Annotated in this window: 19 protein-coding genes; 11 read left to right on the top strand and 8 right to left on the bottom strand. The window is 69.8% G+C overall.

Features of this window, described 5'->3' with window-relative positions:
• Positions 1-4: 4 nt before the first annotated feature.
• Both pseC and pseB read right to left on the bottom strand, forming a co-directional pair.
• On the bottom strand, positions 5-1,129 hold the full coding sequence (gene pseC, locus ACLQ2O_RS00095) for a UDP-4-amino-4,6-dideoxy-N-acetyl-beta-L-altrosamine transaminase (protein WP_425825788.1): 1,125 nt from the start codon (positions 1,127-1,129) through the stop codon (positions 5-7).
• 3 nt (positions 1,130-1,132) lie between these two features.
• Complete coding sequence (gene pseB / locus ACLQ2O_RS00090) at positions 1,133-2,116, bottom strand: UDP-N-acetylglucosamine 4,6-dehydratase (inverting) (RefSeq protein WP_425825786.1); 984 nt, start codon at positions 2,114-2,116, stop codon at positions 1,133-1,135.
• Positions 2,117-2,309: 193 nt separating this feature from the next.
• Here pseB and ACLQ2O_RS00085 point away from each other — a divergent pair, with 193 nt between their 5' ends.
• The gene (locus ACLQ2O_RS00085) at positions 2,310-3,338 is read left to right on the top strand and encodes a PseG/SpsG family protein (RefSeq protein ID WP_425825784.1); all 1,029 of its coding nucleotides are present in this window, start codon (positions 2,310-2,312) and stop codon (positions 3,336-3,338) included.
• On the opposite strand, the gene ACLQ2O_RS00080 is transcribed toward ACLQ2O_RS00085, so the two are convergent.
• From ACLQ2O_RS00080 to ACLQ2O_RS00070, 3 genes are all read right to left on the bottom strand, one after another.
• Positions 3,323-5,527 (bottom strand): hypothetical protein, encoded by a 2,205-nt coding sequence (locus tag ACLQ2O_RS00080; protein WP_425825782.1) that lies wholly within the window; start codon positions 5,525-5,527, stop codon positions 3,323-3,325. The two genes, ACLQ2O_RS00085 and ACLQ2O_RS00080, sit on opposite strands and share 16 nt — an antisense overlap.
• Before the next feature lie 71 nt (positions 5,528-5,598).
• A complete protein-coding gene (locus ACLQ2O_RS00075; RefSeq protein ID WP_425825780.1) occupies positions 5,599-7,848 on the bottom strand; it encodes a hypothetical protein in 2,250 nt (749 codons plus the stop codon).
• A 58-nt stretch (positions 7,849-7,906) separates the two neighbouring features.
• Positions 7,907-10,234: a hypothetical protein gene (locus ACLQ2O_RS00070; RefSeq protein WP_425829035.1), complete on the bottom strand. Its 2,328-nt coding sequence runs from the start codon at positions 10,232-10,234 to the stop codon at positions 7,907-7,909.
• 66 nt (positions 10,235-10,300) lie between these two features.
• Between ACLQ2O_RS00070 and ACLQ2O_RS00065 the strand changes: the two genes are divergently transcribed.
• From ACLQ2O_RS00065 to ACLQ2O_RS00040, 6 genes are all read left to right on the top strand, one after another.
• A complete protein-coding gene (locus ACLQ2O_RS00065) occupies positions 10,301-11,296 on the top strand; it encodes a glycosyltransferase family 2 protein (RefSeq protein WP_425825778.1) in 996 nt (331 codons plus the stop codon).
• Positions 11,297-11,307: 11 nt separating this feature from the next.
• Positions 11,308-12,447 carry a dTDP-4-amino-4,6-dideoxygalactose transaminase gene (rffA, locus tag ACLQ2O_RS00060; RefSeq protein ID WP_425825776.1) on the top strand — a complete coding sequence of 380 codons (1,140 nt, stop codon included), beginning with the start codon at positions 11,308-11,310 and terminating at the stop codon, positions 12,445-12,447.
• Positions 12,448-12,464: 17 nt separating this feature from the next.
• Positions 12,465-13,226 carry an N-acetyltransferase gene (locus tag ACLQ2O_RS00055; RefSeq protein ID WP_425825774.1) on the top strand — a complete coding sequence of 254 codons (762 nt, stop codon included), beginning with the start codon at positions 12,465-12,467 and terminating at the stop codon, positions 13,224-13,226.
• A gap of 192 nt (positions 13,227-13,418) precedes the next feature.
• Positions 13,419-15,749 carry a glycosyltransferase gene (locus ACLQ2O_RS00050; RefSeq protein ID WP_425825772.1) on the top strand — a complete coding sequence of 777 codons (2,331 nt, stop codon included), beginning with the start codon at positions 13,419-13,421 and terminating at the stop codon, positions 15,747-15,749.
• Positions 15,749-16,579 carry a hypothetical protein gene (locus ACLQ2O_RS00045; RefSeq protein ID WP_425825770.1) on the top strand — a complete coding sequence of 277 codons (831 nt, stop codon included), beginning with the start codon at positions 15,749-15,751 and terminating at the stop codon, positions 16,577-16,579. The genes ACLQ2O_RS00050 and ACLQ2O_RS00045 overlap by 1 nt, the downstream gene beginning before the upstream one ends.
• Positions 16,572-18,368 (top strand): hypothetical protein, encoded by a 1,797-nt coding sequence (locus ACLQ2O_RS00040; protein WP_425825768.1) that lies wholly within the window; start codon positions 16,572-16,574, stop codon positions 18,366-18,368. The genes ACLQ2O_RS00045 and ACLQ2O_RS00040 overlap by 8 nt, the downstream gene beginning before the upstream one ends.
• Positions 18,369-18,415: 47 nt before the next feature.
• On the opposite strand, the gene ACLQ2O_RS00035 is transcribed toward ACLQ2O_RS00040, so the two are convergent.
• Complete coding sequence (locus tag ACLQ2O_RS00035) at positions 18,416-18,979, bottom strand: TetR/AcrR family transcriptional regulator (protein WP_425825766.1); 564 nt, start codon at positions 18,977-18,979, stop codon at positions 18,416-18,418.
• Between the two features lie 96 nt (positions 18,980-19,075).
• Here ACLQ2O_RS00035 and ACLQ2O_RS00030 point away from each other — a divergent pair, with 96 nt between their 5' ends.
• Positions 19,076-19,453: a DUF4267 domain-containing protein gene (locus ACLQ2O_RS00030; RefSeq protein ID WP_425825764.1), complete on the top strand. Its 378-nt coding sequence runs from the start codon at positions 19,076-19,078 to the stop codon at positions 19,451-19,453.
• Here the strand turns inward: ACLQ2O_RS00030 and ACLQ2O_RS00025 are convergent, their stop codons facing one another.
• Together ACLQ2O_RS00025 and ACLQ2O_RS00020 are read right to left on the bottom strand one after the other, a co-directional pair.
• Positions 19,454-20,944, bottom strand: a complete 1,491-nt coding sequence (locus ACLQ2O_RS00025) for a class I SAM-dependent methyltransferase (protein WP_425825762.1) — start codon at positions 20,942-20,944, stop codon at positions 19,454-19,456.
• Positions 20,945-20,946: 2 nt separating this feature from the next.
• A complete protein-coding gene (locus ACLQ2O_RS00020; RefSeq protein ID WP_425825760.1) occupies positions 20,947-21,900 on the bottom strand; it encodes a glycosyltransferase family 2 protein in 954 nt (317 codons plus the stop codon).
• Positions 21,901-21,942: 42 nt separating this feature from the next.
• Between ACLQ2O_RS00020 and ACLQ2O_RS00015 the strand changes: the two genes are divergently transcribed.
• The 3 genes from ACLQ2O_RS00015 to ACLQ2O_RS00005 form a co-directional block, all read left to right on the top strand.
• Positions 21,943-22,419 carry a GtrA family protein gene (locus tag ACLQ2O_RS00015; RefSeq protein ID WP_425825758.1) on the top strand — a complete coding sequence of 159 codons (477 nt, stop codon included), beginning with the start codon at positions 21,943-21,945 and terminating at the stop codon, positions 22,417-22,419.
• 214 nt (positions 22,420-22,633) lie between these two features.
• Positions 22,634-23,173: a hypothetical protein gene (locus ACLQ2O_RS00010; protein ID WP_425825756.1), complete on the top strand. Its 540-nt coding sequence runs from the start codon at positions 22,634-22,636 to the stop codon at positions 23,171-23,173.
• Between the two features lie 123 nt (positions 23,174-23,296).
• On the top strand, positions 23,297-23,673 hold a 377-nt coding region (locus ACLQ2O_RS00005; RefSeq protein ID WP_425825754.1), incomplete at its 3' end, for a helix-turn-helix domain-containing protein.

Genomic DNA, 23,673 nt, shown 5'->3' with positions numbered 1-23,673 from the left:
GTGATCAGGAAACCAGCTTCGTCAGGGTCTCGATCACCCGATCGACGTCCGCGTCGGTCAGGTCGGGGAACATCGGCAGCGAGATCTCCTCGCGGTAGAACTGCTCCGCGTTCGGGCACATGCCACGCTGGTAGCCCGCGTTCGCGAACACCGGGTGCCAGTAGACGGGGATGTAGTTCACCTGGACGCCGATGCCCGCCGCGCGCAGGCTCTCGAAGACCTCGCGGCGGCGGCCGCCGAGCACGCGCACCGGGTACAGGTGCCAGGCCGGGTCGACGAAGTCGCGCTGGGCCGGCGTCCGGAGGCCCTCGACACCCGCGAAGCCCTCGTTGTACCGCGCGGTGATCTCGGTCCGGCGCTTCTTGAACGCGTCCAGCCGCTTCAGCTGGGACAGCCCGAGCGCGGAGGCGATGTCGGTGAGCCGGTAGTTGAGGCCGTGCTCGTGCACCTCCTGGTGCCACGGGCCCTCGTCGGTGATCTCGAACCGCTCGGGGTCGCGGACCAGGCCGATGAAGTGGAACTCGTGCACCCGCTGCGCCACCGCCGGGTCCTTGGCGACGACCGCGCCGCCCTCACCGGTGGTCAGGTTCTTGGTCGGGAAGAACGACAGCGTGGTGACGTCGGCCAGGTCGCCGACCGGGCGGCCCTTGTAGGTGCCGCCGATCGAGTGCGCGGCGTCGGCCAGCGTCTTCGCGCCGACCCGGTCCGCGATCGGCTGCAGCGCGTCGTAGTCGGCCGCGTGGCCGGCGTAGTCGACGGCGGCGATCACCTTGGTCCGGTCGGTGACGACCGCCTCGACGGCCGCCGGGTCGATCAGCGCGGTGTCCTCCTCGACGTCGGCGAACACCACCTTCGCGCCCAGGATCGCCGCGCAGGACGCGGTCGCCACGAACGTCATCGGGGTGGTGACGACCTCGTCACCGGGCCCGACGCCGAGTCCGGCGTACGCCATGTGCAGGGCGGCCGTCCCGGAGGTGCAGCTGACGGCGCGGTGGCCACCGGTCAGTTCGCCGATCGCGTTCTCGAAGGCGGTCACCGACGGGCCGGTGGTCAGCCAGTCACCGCGCAGGATCGCGGTGACGGCCTCGATGTCCTCTTCGCTGATCGACTGGCGTCCGTAGGGCAGCATCGCTCAGACGTCGCTCTCGAGGATCTTGGTGATCTCCTCGATCGTGTACCACTCCTCGTTGTTGTCCGAGGTGTAGTGGAACCCGTCCGCCACCGGTACGCCGTCGGACGGCGGCTGGTAGCCCCAGGTGGCCAGGTCCGGCTGCAGCACGTAGCGGTCGCCGATCGCCAGGGCGCGGCGGCCTTCCTCCGGGCTGATCATCTCCTCGTGCAGCTTCTCGCCCGGGCGCAGACCCATGTCGTGCATCTTGGCGCCCGGCGCGATCGCCTGGGCCAGGTCGGTGATCTTCATCGACGGGATCCGCGGCACGTACAGCTCGCCGCCCTGCATCTGCTCGAACGAGTCGACCACGAACTGGACCGCCTCGGGCAGCGTGATCAGGAACCGGGTGCAGCGCAGGTCGGTGATCGGCAGCGACTGGCCGGCCTCGTGCAGGGCCCGGAACTTCGGGATGATCGAGCCGCGCGAGCCCATCACGTTGCCGTAGCGGACCACGCAGAAGCGGGTCTCGTACGCCGCGGCGTAGTGGTTGCCGGTGATGAACAGCTTGTCGGCGGTCAGCTTCGTCGCGCCGTACAGGTTGATCGGGCTGGAGGCCTTGTCGGTGGACAGCGCGACGACCTTCTTCACGCCGGAGTCGATCGAGGCCTCGATCACGTTCTGCGAGCCGACCACGTTGGTCTGGACGAACTCCCACGGGTTGTACTCCGCGGTGTCGACCTGCTTCAGCGCGGCCGCGTGCACGACGTAGTCGACCTTGTGCATGGCCCGGTTGAGGCGCTGCCGGTCGCGGATGTCGCCGATGAAGAAGCGCAGCCGGGGGTCGTCGCCGAACAGCTGGCGGACCTCCCACTGCTTGAGCTCGTCGCGGCTGAAGATGATGATCCGGCGCGGGTCCAGGTTGTCCAACGCGTAGCGGATGAACGCCTTGCCGAAGGAGCCGGTGCCGCCGGTGACCAGGATGTCGGAGCCGGTGAGGATGGACACGTCGAGTAGGACCCTTCTGAGGGGGACAGTTCCGGACAGCCGCGAACTAAACACGCTTACGGCAACTCCGTACGATAGCGGCTGGCGGTCGGAAGCCCGCATCGCCGGTTCGGCTGCCTGTGGACAGACGCCTCTGGAGCCCCAGAAGTTCGCCGCCGTCCCCGTGGTTCAGCTCACCCGGTACCGTCTGGGCGTGAAGTCGCGGATCGGTGTCAGGTGTGACGTAGGCCCCAAGCGCGGGATCGGGCACGTGATGCGCAGCCTGGCGCTGGCCGAGGAGCTGGTACGCCGGGGTGCCGAGGTGGTGTTCGTCTGCGACAGCCACACCGTGCCGTGGGCCGACGAGCAGATCCGGAGCCGCGGGATCGCGGTCGAGCCGGCGGTCTGGACCGTCGAGGAGCACCTGGCCCTGTTCGGGCGGCTGGAGCTGACCGCGGTGGTCTGGGACTCCTACGACCTGGACCCGGCGGTGTTCGCTGCCGTCCGGGCGAGCGGGCTGCCGACCCTGGCGATCGTCGACGGCGGGTACGGCGGCGCCGTGGCCGACATCCTGGTCGACCAGAACCTCGGCTCCGAGCTGGACACCCCTGAGCTGCCCGCGGGCGCGGTCCGGCTGGCTGGGCTCGACTACGTGCTCCTCCGCAACGAGATCCTCGAGCTGCGCCCCACCGAGCCCCCGACGATCCGCTCCAGCGCGGTCCCGAAGGTCTTCGCCTTCTTCGGCGGCACCGACGCCTTCGGAGCCGGCCCGCACGTCGTCCGGGCGCTGGCAGCCACCCGTCAGCCGTTCGAGGCGCTAGTGATCGCTCCCGGTGACGACCTCGCCGCAGCGATCGCCGCGGTCGACCTGCAGGACGGTCAGCACGTCGAGGTGATCGGGCCAACCTCCCAGCTCGCCAAGGCCGTCGTGGCCTCCGACCTGGTCATCAGCGCCTCCGGCACCTCCACCTGGGAGCTCCTGTGCCTGGGCGCGACAGCTGGCCTCGTCTGCGTGGTCGACAACCAGGTGATGGGCTACGAACGCACGGTAGCCACTGGCGCGGCTGTAGGCGTCGGCATCCTGGCCGACCTCAAGGAGGACCCCGCCGCAGCTGCCGCCGTACTGGGTCCGCTGCTGCAGGACCCGGCCGAGCGAGCCCGCCTGGCTGCCGCCGGCTACCAGTTGGTCGACGGTCAGGGCCGGGTCCGCGTCGCCGACGCCCTTTTTCAGCGGATCTCGTAGACCGTCGCGTCCTTCGTCGAGTGGCGTAGCTCGGCGTACTGACCGATGGCGGGTGACACATTGCCGGCCCGGCGGTCGGCGAACAGCCAGCGGACGCCGTACTCGCGCAGCCGGCCGATCGTCTCGGCGGACGGCTTTGTGAACGCTGCGTCGTTGGCGGCGAGCTGCTGCTGGTCCCAGTACGGCAGCAGGCTCGGGTTCACGCCGGTCTCGATGGAGAGCTTGTTGGCCTGGTTGCTGTACGACCAGCCCTCGACCAGCACCGGCCGCTCGGTCAGGGCGGCGATCCAGAAGTGGCGGCTGTCGCAGATCGAGCCGCGCTTGACGATGCAGTGCGCGTTGGTCGCCACCAGCTCGCCGGGCTCGCTGTTGTTCCGCAGCCAGCGCGCAGCTCCGGCCGCGGGCGCGGTCGCTCCACCACGCCCGGGACGGGCGAAGGTCAGGCTGGAGGCGTGGTCGGAGACCAGAGCCTGCACCGGGACCAGTACGGCGCCGACCATGCTCGCGCTCACCACCGCCGCCAGGAAGACCGTCACCAGAGAGCCAGTACGCCGACTCAGCTTCCAGGCCGCCGTGACCAGTACGCCGACCAGGAGCAGGGCCGCCAGGGCCAACAGCCACGGCCCCTTCACCCCAGCGATCCCGTCCGAAGCGACTCTGGCCAGCGCCAACCCCAGCAGGCCAAGCACACCAGCCACCGGTACGACGAGAGCTGCCGCTCTCCGGTCAGCCAGCCGATCCACGAGGTGCACGAGACCGGCCGCAGCCAGTACGGCGATCGCCGGGAACGCCGTCCGCAGGAAGTAGATCTGACTGAGACCGGACTGCGAGGTCATCAACGCGGCGATCAGCCCGGCCACCGAGAACCCAGCGAGGAAGATCACTCCGAGGTCCCGCCACAGCTTGCGCAGGAACAGCAGGCCGCCGGCCGCCAGGCCCCAGCTCAGCAGCGTCGCGACCGCAGTGAGCAGCTGCGCGGCCCGGTCGATGCCGGTGCCGTGGTGCAGAGCCGGGTACGGCGACAGCTGGATGAACGTCTTGCCGGGACTGACCTCCGTGCCCCAGGACTCACCGCCGAACAGCGCGACCAGTGCGCCGAGGAAGAGGACGACCGTCAGCACTCCGCCCAGCAGCGCCGTACGGACGTTGCGTCTGGTGACCAGCTGGACCAGGAAGACCAGGCCGAACCCGCAGCCGGCCAACGGCATCACGGTCGACTTGGCGCCCGCGGCCACCGCGCCGACCAGGACCAGCAGCACCCACCGGCTCCTGGGGACGCCGCCGCGCAGGAGGTCGACCACCAGCACACTCAGCACCAGGGCGAGCATGACGCCCAGGTTCTGCGTCGGGCTCAGGTAGGCCGCGACAGCAGTCGACAGTCCGCCCAGCGGCAGGTCGGGCAGGACCTGCAGCGTGCCACCGAGTCCTGCGATCAGTACGGCGAGCGGCCCACCCCAGGTCGAGCCGAGCGCCGGCAGGAACCTCTGGGTCAGCGCGAAGAGCAGTCCGCAGCCGGCCAGCATCAGCGGCAGCCAGGTCAGCCCGTGGATCAGCGTGGTGAGGTCGATCCGGGTGGCCCAGGCGGTCGCGGCCGTCGATTGGTGGAAGAACGTGTGGTAGTGCATCGGCTCGCCGTTCAGCCACAGCGTCCCAATGGGTACGTCGTACTTCGCACTCGCCGACAACGCCTGCTGGAACGCGAGGTCCGGGTAGGCCTTGAGCGGGTCCGTGTACGCCGGGACGAACTGGCCCGGGCCTTTGCGGTAGACGACGAGCAGCACGAGCATGGTGGCCGCTGCGAGCAGCCAGGCCGTCAGTGGCCGCAGCGGCTCCTCGACCCGGCGCCAGACCCTGGCCCGGACACCGGGGTGGCTGAAGGCGACCACCAGGACGACCGGTGCCCACACCCACGACCACGGCTGCAGGCCTAGCGGTGCACTGAGCAGGTAGAAGACCACCTGGGCGCAGGTGCCGATCGCGAACCCTGCTGCGCAGTCCTCGACCCAGTTCCGCCGGTAGGCACCGATCAGCCGCCAGAGCACCAGGCCGGGCAGGCCGACGCCGACCAGACCGAACCCGACGAACCGGACGGCCTCTGTCAGCGATGCCTGCTGGAACAACATCCACAGGGCCAGTACTGCGACCGGAAGAGCAGCCGCCGCCGAGGTCTTGCCCGCTGTTCCGCTCACTGTCCGCCATCCAGCCGCTACCTGCACGCGGGTCACCCTAGCGGGGAGTCCGCCGGCGTCTTCCGCTCAGCTCAGCGGATCTCGTAGATGGTGGCGTCCAGGGTGGCGTGGCGGAGGCGGACGTACTGGTTGAGGTCGGGGGAGACCTGGCCGGCCCGGTGGTCGGCGTACAGCCAGCGGACGCCGTACCGGCGGAGGCGGTCGATGACGGCGGCGGAGGGGGAGCTGAACGCCGCGTCGTTGGTGGCCAGGAGGTTCTGGTCCCAGAAGGGGAGCAGGCTGGGGTTGCTGCCTTCGGCGACGGAGATGCGGTTGGCGCGGTTGGTGTAGGCCCAGCCCTCGACGAGCATCTGGCGCTCGGACAGGGCGGCGATCCAGAAGTGGCGGCTGTCGCAGACATCGCCGCGCTGGACGATGCAGTGCGCGTTCGTGGCGACCAGGTCGTCGGTGCCGGAGTTCTTCTGCAGCCAGCGGGCCGCGTCGGCCTCGGCCGTGGTGGGTCCGCCGCCGGCGACCTTGCCGTAGATGACGAAGGTGGCCTGGTCGGAGACCAGCGTCAGCAGGGGGAGCGAGATCGAGCCGGCCATGCAGGCGGCGACCAGTGAGGCCAGGGCTGCGGTGAAGAGGCCGCCGCCGCGGCCGCTGATTCGCCAGGCGATGGCCACGACCAGTCCGACCACCAGCAACGCCAGCAGGGTCAGGAGGAACGGCACCTTGACGCCGGACATCCCGTCCGACGCAACTCTGGCCAGGCCTGCGCCGAGCAGACCCAGACCAGCTGCCGCAGCGACCAGTACGGCGCTCCGCCGGTCCCCCAGCTTGTGGGCGAGCCGGGCCAACCCGAGGCAGGAAAGCACCGCCAGGAAGGGGAAACCGGTCCGGTAGAAGTAGACCTGGCTGACGCCCGGCTGCGACGTCAGCACGCTCGCCGCGAAGCCTCCGATCGCGGCACCGGCCAGGAAGACCACCCCGGGATCACGCCAGAACCTGCGCAGGAACAGCACGCCGGCCACAGCCAGACCCCACGCGGCCGTGGTCGTCGCCGCACTGAGCAGCTGTGCCGGCCGGTCCACGCCGGTGCCATGCCGCAGGGCGGCGTACGGCTGGAGCTGGATGAAGAGCTGCGCGGGCTTGATCTGCAGGCCGGACGACTCTCCACCGAACACGACGATCGCGGCGGCCACGAAGATCACCAGCGCGACCAGTCCGCCGATCAGAGCCCGTCCGCTCGGCCGCCGGGTCGCCAGCCGCGCCAGGAAGACCAGGCCGAACCCGCAGACCACCAGCGGCAGGATCGTCGCCTTGGCGCCGGACGAGGCCAGTGCCACCAGCACGAACAGGATCCACCGGCTACGCACAGGCTTGGCCCGCAGCAGGTCCACAGCCAGTACGGCGAGCAGCAGCGCGAGCATCATGCCCAGGTTCTGCGTGGGACTCAGGTACTGGCTGGAGGCCATCGAGATGTTGCCCAGCGAGATGTCGTGCAGCGGCTGCAGCGTGCCACCCACGCCAGCCAGCAGTACGGCGAACGGCCCGGCCCACGCCGCAGCGGGATGCGGCTCCTCACCAGGCTTCACCAGGAAGCGCTGCGTCAGCGTGAAGACCAGCGCGCACCCGGCCAGCGCGAGCGGCACCCACAGCAGCGCGTACAGCAGGTTGGTCAGGTCGATCCCGGTCGACCAGGAGGTCGCAGCGGTCACCTGGTGGAAGAACGTGTGGTACTTCATCGGCTCGCCGAAGACCCACAGCGGCAGAATCGGTACGTCGGTCTTGGCGCTCGCCGCCAGCGCCTGGTGGAAGGCCATGTCCGGGAAGGCGACGTTCGGATCCGTGTACGCCGGTGCGTAGCGCCCCGGGCCCTTCGCGTACATCAGCAGCAGGACCAGCGACGCGGACGCCGCCAGCAGCCAGGCGGTGAGCGGCGCGAGCGGAGCCTCCACCTGGCGCCACACCCGGGCCCTGACGTCGCGGTCGATCACACCGACGACCAGGACGATCGGCGCCCACACCCAGGACCAGCGCTGGAGTCCCACGGATGAGCTGGCCAGGTAGACGAGCAGTTGCGCCGCCGTACCGACTGCGAAGCCCGCTGCGCAGTCCTCGACCAGGTTGCGGCGGTAGGCGCCGATCAGGCGCCACAGCACCAGGCCGGGCAGCCCGACGCCGAGCAGGACGAAGGCGGTGAACTTGACGACGTCCAGCACCGGAGCGTGCCGGCCCATCATCACCAGGACGAGCAGGGCGACCGGTACGGCGGCGGCCGGCCCGGCGACCGAGCCGGTGCCGTGTTCCCTCGGCCCGCGCCGCCTCGCCTTCGCCATGCGGGTCACCCTAATCGGGCTAGACCACGAGCAGGTACCCCAGTGTCACGAACAGTGGTCAGGGCAGCTCGTAGATCAGCGCGTCCGGTGTCGCGTAGCGCAGCGTCGCCAGCGTGTTCAGGTTCTGTGAGACGGCGGTCTGGGTCGGGTCGGCGTACAGCCAGCGCACGCCGTACTTGGTGCGCAGCAGCCGCAGGTTGTCGCGGGTCGGTGAGACGAACGCCCGGTCGTTGTCCTCGAGCTTCTGCTCGTCCCAGAACGGCAAGCCGTTCGGGCTCTTGCCGGTCGCGGCGACCAGGTCGTTGATGGTGTTGGTGTAGCCCCACCCCTCGACCAGCACGTGCCGCTCGGACAGCGCGGCGATCCAGAAGTGCCGGACGTCGCAGCCGGAGGCGTTCTTCATCGCGCAGTGCGCGTTGGTCGCCACCAGGTCGTCCGGCGAGGTGTGGTCGCGCAGCCAGTGCGCCGCGTCGGTCTGGGTCTGCGACGGGCCCAGCGGGTACTTGTCGGTCAGCGGCTGCAGCGTGACCTCGCGGTAGTTCAGCAGCGTCTGCACCGGCAGCAGCAGCCCGGCGCCCATCCCGGCCAGGACGAACGAGGCCATGGCGATCCGGCTCGGCCGACCACGCCGTTTGGCCAGCTTCCACAGTCCGGTGACCAGTCCGGCCACCAGGAGCAGGAAGAGCAGCGTCCACAGCCAGGGCGCGACCAGACCGGTCAGCGAGCCGTCCGGACGGCGGAACGGCTTGCCCTCACCGGGGTTGGCCCGGGTGATCTCCCGAGCCAGGTACGTCGCACCCGCACCACCCAGCACAGAAGCCAGTACGGCGATGCCGGACCGCCGGTCGGCGAACCAGAACACCAGCATCCAGGCCCCCGCGGCAGCCAGCGCAGCGATCACCGGTACGGCGGTGCGGTGGAAGTACATCTGGCTGGTCCCGGGCTGGTCGGTCAGCACCATCCCGCCGAACCCGGCGATCGCGATGCCGACCAGGAAGATCATCCCGGGGTCGCGGAACCAGCGGGCCGCCGTACCGGCCAGGACGAGCAGGCCGGCCGAGCCGAGCAGCAGCGACAGGCAGACCACGATGCCGCTGATCCACATCGCGCCGTGGTCGTACTCGCCCCAGCCGACCTGCTTGGCGGTCAGCGGGTAGAGGCCGATCTTGGCGAACGTGACCCACGGCCGGACCGCGAGCCCGGAGGAGTGGTTGCCGAACACGACCACGATCGCGGCCAGGAAGACCGCGCTCAGCACCCCGATCAGTACCAGCGCGTTGAGGGCGAACCGGCGGTAGAAGATCCGGATGAACAGCACCAGGCCGAAGCCGCAGATGATCAGCGGCAGCACGGTCGCCTTCGAGCCTGACGCCGCGACACCGACCAGGACGAACAGCAGGTAGCTCCCCGGCGAGCTGCGGCCGCGGAGCAGGTCGACGCCCAGCAGGGCCATCAGCACGATCAGACCGCCGCCCAGGTTCTGCGTGGGGCTGCCCCAGACGTAGTTGGTCAGGCCCTCGGCCGGCAGCGTGACGTTGGGGTAGGCGTTGACCGTGCCGCCGATGCCGGCCACGGCAATCGCCAGCGGTCCGGCCCAGCGGGAGCCCGGGGCGATCCGGTCGGTCAGCGCGAAGATCAGGGCGCACCCGGCCAGCAGCAGCGGGATCCAGCCGATCGTGTAGACGAGGTCGGTCAGGTCCACCCCGGTCGCCCAGGCCGTCGCGGCGGTGAACTGGTGCCAGAAGTAGTGGTAGTCCATCTGCTCGCCGTGCAGGTACGGCGCCTGCAGGGGGAAGTCGTACTTCGCACTGGCGGCCAGGGCCTGGTGGAAAGCCATGTCCGGCGAGTTGGAGCGGGCGTCGGCGTACGGCGCGGGCACCAGGTTCCGGTAGCGGCCGGTCGCGTAGAGCGGGAGTGCGCAGGCCCCTGCGACCAGCCAGGCCGTCAGCGGGTTGACCGGCCGCTCCACCCGGCTCAGGCAACGCCTGCGCCACGACGGTACGGCGACCGCGGCCACGAAGACCGGGACGATCCAGAGCCAGGCCCACTCCTGCAGACCGATCGGTGCGACGGCCATGTAGACCAGCAGCAGGACAGCGACGCCGACCATCGAGCCGGCCGCGAAGTCCTCGATCAGGTTGTGCCGGAACGGGCTGGCCAGCCGCCAGAGGATGGTGCCCGGCACGGCGATGCCCACGACCCAGAAGCGCAGCAGCTTGACGATGCTGTCGCCGGACGCGTGCCCGGCCATCAGCCAGATCAGCAGCCAGGCCAGTGCGGCACCCGCCGCCAGCTTGAGGACGACGCCGACCACGGTGCGCCACCGGACAGCTTTCTGCTCCTGACGCGGCGGGGCCCCTGGCAAGCTGGGCGCTCCGAGCGTCATCGTTGGCACGGAGGAAGATTAGCCGGGTCAGCCGGACACGCCCTAGCCTCACGGGAGGAGGTACCGATGCCGACCGCCGTACCCGTGCTCTCTGTCGTCGTACCGATGTACGACGAGCAGGAGGTGCTGCCGATCTTCTTCGACCGGATGCACCCCCTGCTGGACAGCCTGGGGATCAGCTACGAGGTGGTCGTCGTCGACGACGGCAGCCGGGACGCCACGGCCGCCCTGCTGACCGAGGCGGCCAAGACGTGGCCGCAGCTCCGCCTGGTTCGCCTGCTCCGCAACTCCGGCCACCAGGCCGCCCTGTCGGCCGGGTTCCGCCGGGCCCGCGGCGAGTACCTGGTGAGCATCGACGCCGATCTACAGGACCCGCCCGAGGTGATCGCCGAGCTGCTCGCCGCCGCACGGGACCAGGACGTCGACGTCGTGTACGGCGTACGGTCCGACCGGTCCAGCGACACCTGGGCCAAGCGGACCACCGCCCGGATGTACTACCGGCTGATGTGCCGGCTGGTCGGCCGGGACATTCCCTTCGACGCCGGTGACTTCCGGCTGGTCTCCCGCCGGGTCGTCGACGCGGTGAACGCGCTGCCCGAGGACGGCAGGGTGTTCCGGCTGGTGATCCCGTGGCTGGGCTTCCCGAGCGCCGAGGTCACCTACGTGCGCGCCGAGCGGGCGGCCGGGGTGACCAAGTACAACCTGCGCAAGATGCTCGGGCTGGCCTTCGACAGCGTCACGGCGTTCTCCGCGGCACCACTCAGGCTGGCCACCTGGCTCGGCCTGTTCGGCGGGCTGCTGTCGATCGCGTTCGTGATCGGCGCGCTGGTGATCAAGCTGACCGGCCAGAGCATTCCCGGCTGGACGTCGACCGTCCTGGCCGTCGCGGTGATCGGCGCGATCCAGCTGCTCTGCCTGGGCCTGCTGGGCGAGTACGTCGCCCGCCTGTTCCAGTCCAGCCAGAAGCGCCCACAGTTCCTGGTCGGCTACGACAGCCTGGAGGATCCAGGCCATCACACGTACGCCGAGGCACTCGAATCCAGCGATCCCGACCAGCGGTAGGCTCCCTCACCATGCCCGACCCGATCCCCTTCTCCAAGGCCTACCTGGTGGGCGACGAGCTCGCCTACGTGAACCAGGCCTTCTCCTCGGCCGCGGTCGTCGGCGACGGGCCGTTCACGGCCCGCGCGACGGAGCTGGTCACCAAGCTGACCGGCGGGCTCGGGTCCCTGCTGACCACCTCGTGCACGCACGCGCTGGAGATGACCGCGCTGCTGCTCGAGCTGGCGCCGGGCGACGAGGTGATCATGCCCTCGTTCACGTTCGTCTCGACCGCGAACGCGTACGCGCTGCGCGGCGCCGTACCGGTGTTCGTCGACATCCGGCCGGACACGCTGAACCTGGACGAGACCCAGGTCGAGGCGGCGATCACCGACCGGACGAAGGCGATCGTCGTCGTGCACTACGCCGGTGTCGCGGTCGCGATGGACGAGATCACCGCGATCGCCGCGCGACACGGGGTCGCCGTGATCGAGGACAACGCGCACGGCCTCGGCGGCACCTACAAGGGCCGCCCGCTCGGTTCGCTCGGCCTGATGGCGACGCAGTCCTTCCACGGCACCAAGAACGTGCACTGCGGCGAGGGCGGGGCGCTGGTCGTCAACGACACCGACCTGCTGCACCGGGCCGAGATCATCCGCGAGAAGGGCACCAACCGCAGCGCGTTCTTCCGCGGCCAGGTGGACAAGTACCGCTGGGTCGACATCGGCTCGAGCTACCTGCCGGCCGACCCGCTGGCCGCGTTCCTGACCGCCCAGCTGGAGCGGTTCGACCAGATCCAGGCGCCGCGCTACGCGATCTGGGAGCGGTACGAGCGGGAGCTGGCGGACTGGACCGCGGCGCACGGCGTCGGCGTACCGACCGTGCCGGACGACTGCGTGCACCCGGCGCACATGTACTACCTGCTGATGCCGACCCACGAGCACCAGCTCGGCCTGATCGCGCACCTGCGCGAGCGCAACATCACCGCGCCGTTCCACTACGTGCCGCTGCACTCGGCCCCGGCCGGCGAGAAGTACGGCCGGGTCGGTCCGGGCGGCTGCGAGGTCACCGAACGGATCAGCGGCCGGCTGGTCCGGCTCCCGCTGTTCAGCCAGCTGACCGAGGAGGAGCAGACCCGAGTGATCGACGCGCTGCTCTCCTACCCGATCTGACATGGGCCAGTACTGAAATGGGCTGGTACGACGCGCTGGAGGCCGGTGAGCTGACCAGCAGCCCCTCCGAGTACGAGACCAAGCGCTTCGGCGTCTCCGTCGACCGGGTGTCGGTCTCCGCCTCGGCCGGTACGCCGCTGGAGGAGGTGCTGACCGCGGTCGACAAGTCCACGGCCGACGTCGTCGTCCTGCGCTACCCGGCCCGGGAGATCTCCTGGTTCGCCTCCCTGGCCACCGGACGCCGTACGGCGATCCTGGCGGACTCCTTGGTCTACTGGTCGCTCCCGGTCGGCAAGGGCCGCCGCCCGGCGCCGCTGGCCGGGTTCAACGCCGGGCTGGAGTCCTCGATCGACGACGAGCTGGTCGACGACCTGGTCGCGGACATCTTCGGCGACTACGGGAACCACTACTGCGCCAACCCGCTGTTCAACCGGGCCCAGGCGCTGGCCGGCTACCAGGAGTGGGCCCGGCGGAGCATCGCGGCCGCGGGCGCCGTCGTACTGCGGGGACCGGACCGCCGGGTGCTCGCGCTGGCGACCGTCGACCAGCAGCCGTCCTGGACCGAGATCGAGCTGGCGGGCGTCGTACCGGCTGAGCAGGGGCGTGGCCGCTACGCGCACCTGCTGGCGGCGGTCGAGGACTCCAGTACGGCGCGACGGCTGGTGATCTCCACGCAGGGTCACAACACAGGGGTCCAAAGAGCGTGGGCACGTTACGGTTTCGAGCCGGTTCACACCTTGTTGACAGTGCATTTGGTAAACAACACCGAAAGTTTCTGAGAAGGGCCCGGACCGCCTCCACAGGCCGGTCGGACGACTACGCAGCGGTGCTAACATGACCGGCGATGGATCACTGGTCGCCGCCCGGACCTTGGTTGCTCCGGCGCCGTGTGCCCAGGCAGCATCGGGTCAGGCGGGGGTGCCGACCAGGATGTCGACCGACCGCCGACTGAGCCGAGGAGATTTGCCGTTGTGACGCCGCGGCTGAGTGTCGTTGTGCCCTTCTACAACGTCCGCGACTACATCGGGGAGTGCCTCGACTCGATCGCGCGACAGACCTGGACCGACTTCGAGGCAATCCTCGTCGACGACGGGTCCCCTGACGACAGCGCCGCGATCGCGCAGGACTTCTGCGACCGCGACCCGCGGTTCCGGATCGTCGCGCAGGAGAACCAGGGTCTCGGACCGGCCCGTAACACCGGGGTCCGGCACGCCGACGGTGAGTACATCACCTTCGTCGACTCCGACGACCTGGTCACCCGGCACGGCTTCGAGAAGCTGATCCGGACCCTGGACAGCAGCGGCTCGTCGTTCGCCGGCGGCAACGCGCGCCGGTTCAACAACAGCTCCGGCGTCCGGCCGTCCTGGATCCACCGGCTGCCGTTCGCCAGGGACCGGATCGCCACCCACGTGATCGAGAGCCCGGACCTGATCCTGGACCGGATGGCGTGGAACAAGGTCTACCGGCGCTCGTTCTGGGACGAGTACGGCTACGAGTTCCCCGCGATCCGCTACGAGGACTACCCGGTCACGCTGAAGGCGCACCTGGACGCCGTCACCGTCGACGCCCTCGCCGTACCGGTCTACTACTGGCGCGAGCGGGAGTCCGGCGAGTCGATCACCCAGCAGAAGTTCCAGCTGGGCAACATGGAGGACCGGGTCCACTCCGCCGAACTGGTGATGGACCTGATCGAGACCGGCGACACGCTGCGTGAGGTCCGTCGCCGGGTGCACTCGCACTTCACCCAGATCGACATGCTGACGCTGATGATGGCCTTCGGTGCCGCACCGGCCGACGAGGAGCAGAACCTGCTCAAGCTGGCCCGCCGGCTGATGGACCGCCTCGACGACTCGGTGCTGGCCCGCGCGCACAGCTACGACCGGATCCAGCACTCCGCGCTGGCCGCCGGCGACGTCGACCTGCTCCGCCGGCTGGCCCACTTCCGCAACGACGGCGGTCTGCGCGGTGGCGCCCGGGCGCTGTCGCGGCCCGGCCGGCCGTGGCAGTTCGAGCACAACTACCCCGGCGTGCAGGACCAGACCGCATCGGTGTCGAAGGAGCTCTACCGGCTGCCGATGAAGGACCTGACGCTGGCCACCAGTGTCCGCGAGGTCGGCTGGCTCGACGACGGCTCGCTGTCGGTCAAGGGCACCGCCGAGATCCGCCACCTGGAGACCAAGACGTCGTCCAGCCTGCGGATCGCGCTGGTCGTCGGCGGCGCGGAGACCCCGCTGGCCGTCCGCCGGTACGACGCGACCGACACGCACGGCGACCCGGCGCTGGTCGGCTTCGAGATCCGCCTCGACAAGGCGATGCTCGGCAAGATCAAGGGTACCGGCGCCCCGGCGCACTTCATGGTGCGGCTGAAGTCCGGCCGCCTGCGTCGCCACGGCAAGCTCCGCGGTCAGCGGCCCGGTAGCCCGGGCTGGCCGCCGGGTGCCTGGATCGACGGCACCAGCTGGATCCAGCCGGGTCCCGGTGCCGACGGCGCCTTCGTACTACGGCGCATGGTCGACCCGACGCGCCTCACGGCCGTCAGCCAGACCGCGGACGCCCTGGTCCTGCAGGGCCGCGTCCCGGCCGACCTGGAGAACCCGAAGCTCCAGGTGACCCGGCCGCTGGCCGGCAAGGACCAGGAGTTGCCGCTGACGTTCAGCGGCGACGGGCGCGACTTCAGCGTGCGGATCCCGGTCCGGCCGATCATCGAGGACACCAACCCCGACGACCCGTTCACCCAGCGCACCACCTGGGCGTTCCGGCTGGTCGGCAAGGACGACGCGAAGCTGCTGCTCTGGACCGCCGACCCGCAGGCCGTGCACCACCTGGCCGACGGCCGGATGGTCAGCCTGACCCGGTCCACCGGCGGCTACGTCAACCTGCACGAGGCCCCGCTCCGGCTGCCCGCCGAGCACGCCAATGTGGTTGCCGGGAGCAACGGTGTGGAGCTGCGGATCGACGGGCCGGTGCTGGACGGCGACGGCTACGTCTTCAGCTGGCGGCGGTACCTGGACGACTCCGACGCCCACACCGACCTGCCCTGCCGGGTCGAGGTCGGGGACGGCCGGTGGACCACGGTCACCGACCTGGACGACCTGGTCCCGGCCGACGCGGTGGTGAACTCCACGGACCCGCTGGCCAGCCTGGCCGACTGGATCCTGTTCGCGACCGGACCGGACGGCGCCGAGCACGCCGTGCAGTGCGAACCGTTCCTGTCCGGCCGGTTGCCGATCGAGGTCGAGCTGTCCGGTCACACCGCCGCGCTGCGTCCGCACGCCGGCACACTCCACCTCGAGGTCCGCTGATGCATCACCACAACCACTACTACGGCCAGGCCCACATCCTGGCCCGGTACGCCGGACTCGACGACGAGTACCCGCCCCGCCTGCGCGGCTACCTCCAGCACGGCTGGAACATCGCCGACGGCTGGAACCCGGTGCACGAGTTCTACGACGGCGCCTGGCGGTTCACCTGGAGCGACGGGCCGCGCCGCCGCGGGCACGCGCTCGGCCGGCGCAACTACGCCAGCATCGGAGCGCCGTTCCTGTACCTGCAGGAGCTCGAGCCCGAGCTGGGCGCCGTACCGGAGGAAGAGCGCGAAGGCACGCTCTGGTTCCTCTTCCACGGCTGGGAGGGCGGCAAGATCCAGGGCGACCACAAGCGCCTGATCGACGAGATCCGGGAGACCGAGCCGGGTCCGGTCACCTTCAGCCTGTACTACACCGAGTACGACCGGCCCGAGGTGCGCAAGTCGTACGAGGACGCCGGGTTCCGGGTGGTGTCCTTCGGGCGCCGCGGGTTCTCCTACGAGGGCACCGACCCGAAGTTCCTCTACAAGCAGCTCGCCGAGCTGCGCAAGCACAAGCGGGTGGCCGCCAACCGGCTGTCGACCGCTGTCCTCTACGGGATCGCCGCCGGCTGCGAGGCCGCGGTGTACGGCGACCCGATGGAGATGGAAGGCGAGAACCCGCTCTTCGGCGGGCAGGCCAGGATCGCCCGGCTCTGGCCGGAGATGCTGGGCAAGGAGCTGGACATGGACGCCGCCCGGGCGACCACCGACCTGGAACTGGGCGTGCCGTGGATGATGCCGCCCGCGGAACTGCGGATGTTGTTCGATTGGAGAGAGCGTGTCTGACAACCAGCTGGCCGTCGAGGTCGTCCGCGGCGAGATGCAGCCGTGGAGCGACTACTCCGGCAAGCGGGGGGCTGTCCAGGGGCCGGCGCTGCGCGCGCTGCTCACGGACGTCCTGCCCGACGGGGCACGCACGCTGATCGTCGGGCCGCACGGCGCCGACCTGGTCGAGGCGGTCGTCGCCAAGGCGTCCGAGACGACCCTGCTGGTCCGCTCGGTCTCCGACGCGGGTGAGCTGGGCGAGCGGTTCGCCGCAGGCGCCGGCAAGGGATCCGGTGCCGGCCTGCAGGTCGTCGCCGGAGCCCTCGACGGACTCGCCGAGGCCGGGCGTCCGTCGTACGACGTGGTCGTGGCCGCCGACGGTCTGGACCGGGTGATCGGCTACGACAGCCCCGACCTGACCTGGTCGCAGCGGCTGGACGCGCTGGCCGCTCTCTGCTCGCCGGACGCCGTTGTCGTGCTGGGCCTGGAGAACGAGTTCTCCCTGACGAACCTGCTCGATCGCCGTCCCGCCGACCAGCGCCACGGCGACGACGAGTGGCGCCCGCTGCACGACGACCCCACCCGCCCGGTCTCGACGACGCAACTGGTCGCCGAGCTGGACCGTGTGGGCCTGTCCGGAGCGGCCACGTACGCCACGTTCTCCGTAGGCGAGACTCCGCACGCCCTGCTCTCCACGGACGTCGCCGCCACCGCCCGCCCCGGCCAGCTCCCCACCCGCCTCGCAGTAGAGGCCCTGGAAGCAGCCGCCACGCTCGTCCCCCTCCTCACCCCCATCGCCGACTCGGCTGACGCGGCAGCCCGCGCCGGCCTCCTGGCCTCCACCCCCACGGGTTGGCTGGCAGTCCGAGGCACCACCCCGCCCCACGCCATCTACACCCAAACCACCGGCCACCCAGCGGTACTTACTGCTGATGTGGATGGTGATGTGTGGAAGGTAGTAGTTGTCGGGGATGAGGTTGAGGCTGAAGGTGCTTTGGCTTTTGATTCTTCGGTTGTTCCTGCGACTGTGCCGGATGGAGTTTCTGCTGAGACTCTGCTCTTCCGCCTGGCGGCTGCTGAAGATGTGCCCGGCTTCCGCGACCTCGCCGGCCGCCTGGGTGACTGGGCTCGCTCCCAGACGAGCCGCGTCCTCCTGCGCTGGGACGACGTGGTGCTCGACGGCGACAGCTTCGCCTTCGGCGCCTCCGCCTGGGTGACCACCGCGGACGAGACCGAGCAGGACCGCCTCGCCGCCGCCTGGGCGCGCTTCCACGACCGCCTGATCGGCGCCCACCGCCGCCACCCGTGGCCACCGTGGATGGTCGGCGACGACCTGGTCTCGGCCTGGCTCGCGATGTCCGGCATCGACGCCCCGGCGCAGACCCCGGCGACCACCCCCGACGCCCCGTCGGCCTCCGTCGTACAGGTTGCCCGAGGCAAGGAACTGGCCGCCGCGCTGTCCACCGCCCTCGGCGTACCGTCCGACGGCTCGCAGACCCCCGACGTACGGACCGCTCTGGCCGACGCCGACCGCGCCGCCCAGGAGATCCACGAGCTCAAGGGCCAGATCTTCGGCCTGGAGCGCACGCTCGGCTTCCGCGACAAGGCGCTGAAGACCCGCGAGACCCGGCTGCGTGAGATGCGCACCCAGGTGCAGAAGGCCAACGCCGAACGCACCAAGCTGAAGAACTCCCGGGCGTACTCCGCGGTGAAGCTGATCCGCAAGGCCGCCCAGATCCGCAACCCGCGCAAGTTCGCCGGCAAGGTCAAGCGCCGCGTGAAGCGCCAGCTCCGCAACAAACTGGGTTAACCAGTACGACGACCAGCCGGGTTCCCCAGGGAGCCCGGCTGTTGTCTTTACCCGGCGAGCCGGGAGACGAGGAAGTCGACGCGTTCCTCCTGCAGGGCCTGCGGAATCCGGCCGCTGCCCGAGAGCACGGCCATCCCGTGCACCGCACTCCAGACCACCTCCGCGGACAACTCACGCCGCTCGTCGTCGGCCCGGAAGCACGCGACGAACTCGTCGAAGCACGCCCGCATCGACGCCGGCGTCTCGTCACTGGCGAACTTCAGCTCGGTCGGCAGCACGAACATCGCCTGGTACACCGCAGGGCGCGTGCTCGCGAAGTCCAGGTACGCATGGCAGACCGCGCCCAGCGCCTTCTCAGGTGCATCCTCTCGCGCCCCACGCAGCTGAGCAGCGAGCGTCTCGAACCCTTCGAGCGCGACCGCGCTCACGATCCCGCTCATCCCGTTGAAGTGGCTGTAGAGCACCGGCTGGCTGTACTCGACCCGGTCGGCCAGCCGCCGCGTCGTCACCGCCTCCCAGCCCTCGGCCTCGGCGAGCTCCCGCGCGGCCGTGACGATCAGTCGATGACGGTCGGCCCGTTCGCGTTCCCGGCGTTCGTTGACTGCGGACATGAGCAAATTCTAGCACTGCTAGACATTCTGTCAGAGACAGCGTTATCGTTGCTACAACATCTAGCGGTGCTAGCAATCAAGGAGAAGCAAACCCCTATGGTCACCACTGTCGCCACCGTGCTCGCCGGTCTGCTGGGCCTCGGCATCATCTTCATCGGTGTCAACGCCTTCCGGGCACCGCGCGCAGCGGCCGGCTTCGGTATCCCCAACACCCGGACCGACGACCCGAACTTCCGCGCCTGGCTGTCCGTGAAGGCCGTGCGCGACATCGCCACCGGCCTCTTCCTGTTCCTCCTGCTGGCCGCGGCCACCCCCGACCTGCTGGGCTGGTACCTGCTGGTCGCCGCCGTGATCCCGGTCGGCGACGCACTGATCGTCCTGCGCAGCAAGGGCCCCAGGGCCATCGCGTACGGCGTCCACGCCGCGACCGCCGCCGTGATGGTCGTGGTCGGCGTGGTCCTGCTCGTCGGGTGACTAGGCCCGACGCGCGATCAGCAGTTGATGGGTGTCGGGCCAGTCGACGGCCTCGCCGTCGACGGTGGTGAGCGAAGCGACCGGCGCGATGCGGTTCTCGATCACCCAGTCGTTGCGCCAGGGCTTGGACGACGGGTCGAGCGTGAAGCCGGCCGACCGGGCGACCGCCGTCCAGTCGGCAAAACTGAGGCCGCAGAACTGCTCGTGGGTCTCGCTGAGCCAGTTGTCGAAGTAGTCCTTGCGGGTCAGGAAGTCCATCGCGTCGGCCAGCCGGAGAACCGGGTGATCACCCTGCAGCGTGTAGGAGAAGGGGACCCGCGCGTTCCGGCGGAAGTCCTGGGCGAACTGGAAGAACCGGGCCCGGGTCGACAGCGCCCGCACGTGAGCCGCGGGATCGGCCAGGGACTCGAGCTCGACCGGCTCTCCGTTGACGCCGTCCGAGTCATCGAGAGCCAGTACGACGGGCCGATCGGGCTCCGCCGGCCCGCAGACGTCGGAGTTGATCCAGACCCCACCCGGCGCGGTGTGCGCGAACAGCCCGTCGACGAACCGCTGAACGGTCTCGGCGCGCGCGCCGTCGGCGTACGACCAGATCTCGTGGGTCAGCGCGAGCGTGAGCGTGGTGTCGATCGACCGGGGCGGGAAGACGGCCGCGCCGAGCATGTTCCGCTGGTAGAAGTACACGTTGGGGTTGTGGAAGAACCCCTGCTCCTTCTTGTGCACGCACTCGGCGTACAGGTGCCGGGCGACCTCGACGCCGATCAGGTCCGACTCGTGGAAGCGCGGGTCGCCGTCCACGAGCTGCAGCGTCGCGCCGGTCGCGCAGCCGATGTCGAGGATGCGTCCCGGGCGGACGAAGTCCTTGAGCTGCGACCACTTCCGGTCCGCCGCGGTCTCGAACGCGTCGGCGTACGTCTTGTAGTCGCGCGTCGTCGTCAGTCCACCGTCGTCGCCGACGACCGGGTCGTTGACGCAGCGCCGGACCTGCGCGTCCAGCCGGTAGCGGTCGAAGACGTCGACCGTCGCCGGGTGCGCCAGCGACCGCCACTCGTCGTTGCCTGCGGCAATCATCAGCAGGACGTCCCACGGGCGGGCCTGATCGGGAGGCTCGACCCCGATCACCTGGTAGCCAAGGCGTTCGTACAGCTTCGCGACCTCCGGCGTCGAGCACGCGACGACGGTGTTCTCGGGTGACAGCCGTACGGCGTCGTCGGTGCCCGCCTCGATCGCCTTCACCGTCACCTCGGCGAAGTCGTCGGTCGGCGGCGTGTCCGTCACGCCGACCACCAGCGACCGCAGCCCGGTCGCCACGCTGAACCGCTCGATCGCCGCCTCGCGCCGGTCGAACGGGATCGGGTTGCGTTTGGTCGTGTGGTGGTTCGCGGACGTCACCGCCCAGACGACCGTCGTGCCGTCGGGTGCCACCGAGCGCAGGAAGTCCGCCTGGTACGTCGTCAGCACGTGGTGGCGGCCGGGGAAGAGCAGGTACACGGTCAGTCGGTCCCGGTGGTGATGTCCGGGTGCGCGTCCCCGTCGGTGCGTTCGCGGATCACGTACGTCGGCCGGCCCATCGAGCCCGAGTGCAGGCGGCCGACGTACTCGCCGAGCACGCCGAGGGCGAGCATCTGGGCGCCGGAGAACAGCGCGACCATCGACGCGATCGTGGTGAACCCGGCGACCGTGGTCGCGCCGACGGCGTACTTGTAGATGATCACGCCGAACAGCCCGACGCCGAAGACCGCGCAGATGAAGCCCAGGTAGCCGACCAGGCGCAGCGGTTCGGTGGAGTACCCCGTGATCAGCGTCAGGGCGTGCTTCATCAGCATCCAGGTGGTGTAGTTCGACCGGCCCTCGGCGCGGTCCTCCATCCGGACCGTGGCCTGCGCGATCCGCGTGGTGGACCACGACAGCGCGACGTCGACCGAGGCGTGCGGCCCGTCGAGCCCGTCGAACCCGTCCCGCAGGAAGGTCCGGAAGACCCGGAACGCGCTGATCGACCGCGCGTTCTGCACCGACAGCGTCGAGGCCATCGCGGCCTTCACCAGCCGGGACGAGAACGACCGGACCGCGCCGTGCTCCTCCTCCTTCGGTACGCCGTACACGAGGTCGATGTCGTCGGTCAGCGCGGCCAGCAGGACCGGGATCTGGTCGGCCGGGTGCTGCAGGTCGTCGTCCATCGTGACGACCACCTCGTACTGCGCGCTGCGGACGCCCGCGATGATCGCGTTGTGCTGCCCGTAGTTCCGGGCCAGGCGGAGCGCGCGGGTCTCCGGGTACTTGTTCGCGAGCTCGCTCGCGACCTGCCAGGTGTCGTCCGGGCTGCCGTCGACCACGAGGATGATCTCGAACCCGGTGGTCGCCTCCGGCAGGACGTGCGACAGGTCCTCGACAAGGCGCGGCAGGGTCTTGGCGGACCGATAACATGGCACGACGACGGAGACGAGCACTGCTTGCCCTTCTGATGGTGAGGAGGCGGGGCTTCCGCCGCTGTGATTATCCCACTGCTGAGAGGCACTGCCATTTCCGTCGACTTTGCCGCCGCCACGCGCCTGCCGGCCAAACTCCTCGGCGACCACCGCGTCCGCTACCTGATCGTCGGCGCCGGCACCAACATCCTGTACTTCGGCCTGTTCTGGCTCGGCTGGCACCTCTTCGAGGGCATCCTGCCGTACCTGCTCGTCACCGCGCTGGCCAACCTCACCACGGCCGTCTTCGTCTACCCCGCGTACCGGACCTTCGTCTTCCAGTCCACGGCCGGCTGGCTCCAAGGCTTCGCCAAGTTCTACACGGTGTACCTGTTCGGCCTGGCTTGCTCCCTGGTCGGCATGCCACTCCTCATCGAGCTCGCGCACGTCCCCGTCCTCCTCGCCCAGGCCCTCGTCATCCTCCTCGTCCCGATCGCGAGCTACCTCCTCCACCGCTTCTGGACCTTCCGCGACGCTCCCCACACCCCCGTTGATGCGTAGGTACACCGCGAAGTTGTCCTGCGCGCTGCTTCTCGTGCTCGCCGGGTGCTCGGGCCCTGCGACGTCACCAGCCGCCGGCGAGCAGGAACCGACGGCGGTGCCGTTGAGCACTCCCGCCTCGACTGTCCGGGCAGCGGAGGCAGCGTCACCCACCTTTGGCCTCGACCGGACCCGAATGATGTCGGCTCTGCCGACCACTTATCGCGGGCACGCCATGAGGTATCCGTTCGAGGGGTGGATCGACCTGCGAGACATTCCGCTGCGCGAGGACCTGTGGGCCGGACAGCAGGTGACGCCCGAAGTGTGCCGGATGGCCATCCGTTCGGTTGGCCGCCCTGCCGAGGGGATCGAGGAGGTCCGCTCCGACACTCCGGCCGTGATGAAGACCGCGACGCTGACGACCCCCGCCGGTGAAGGTGCGGCGAACGTTCGCCTGTACGAGCTCACGGGCGCCGAAGCTGTCCGCTACCAACTGCGGGCGATGCAGCCGGTGCCGGAGTGCCGGGAGTTCACCGCCGGCCGGGGCGACCGCGGCTCGATCGTCGAGCGCGTCCTGCCGGAGTTCGGACCCGCGTCCCGCTACAACGTTCGGACTTATCCCAGATCCGGGCGTCCCTGGACCGAGCGGATCCTGCTCTTCCAGACCCCGGGTTTCAGCGGAGAGGTGCGGGTCTACGGCACGGACAACACCGAGCAGGACTTCCTGGCGTTCGCCCGGCAGGTCCGCACTCAAGCGCTCCGTAAGCTCGGTTGAACGCGAAAGAGCCCCGGGCAGCAGTTGTGAACTGCTCCCCAGAAGTTGGACTGAGAAATTCAGTTCCGACTCCTGGGGAGCTTTCGTATGGATCGACGTAGTTCGCTGACCGAGGCTCAGCGGGTGCTGGCGGTAGGTTTGTTCGAGAAGGGAATGGGCCCGTGGGCTGCGGCATCGCAGCTGGCGGCTGCTTGTGACCCGGTCAAGCTGCTTCATCAGCGGTGGCGGATCCATGGCAAAGGAGCGCTGGTGGCCCAACCGGCTAAACGGGCGTTCTCGTTCGAGTTCAAGCTGGCCGTCGTTGAGCGGTTCCTGGCTGGCGAGCCGGCCACGGCGCTGGCGGCCGAGTTCGAGTTGTCGTCGCCGAAACTGGTGAAGACGTGGGCGCGGACGTATCGCCACGACGGCGCTGATGGGCTGCGTCCGAAGCTGCAAGGCCGGCCGAGGAAGGCCCCGCAGGCACCAGGTGCGGACTCGGAACTGGACCGGCTGCGCCGAGA

Origin of the sequence: Kribbella sp. DT2 (genome assembly GCF_049844575.1) — a bacterium.
Lineage (GTDB): Bacteria > Actinomycetota > Actinomycetes > Propionibacteriales > Kribbellaceae > Kribbella.
The sequence above is the reverse complement of the archived record's forward strand: the minus strand, read 5'-3'. Positions and strand labels throughout refer to the sequence as shown.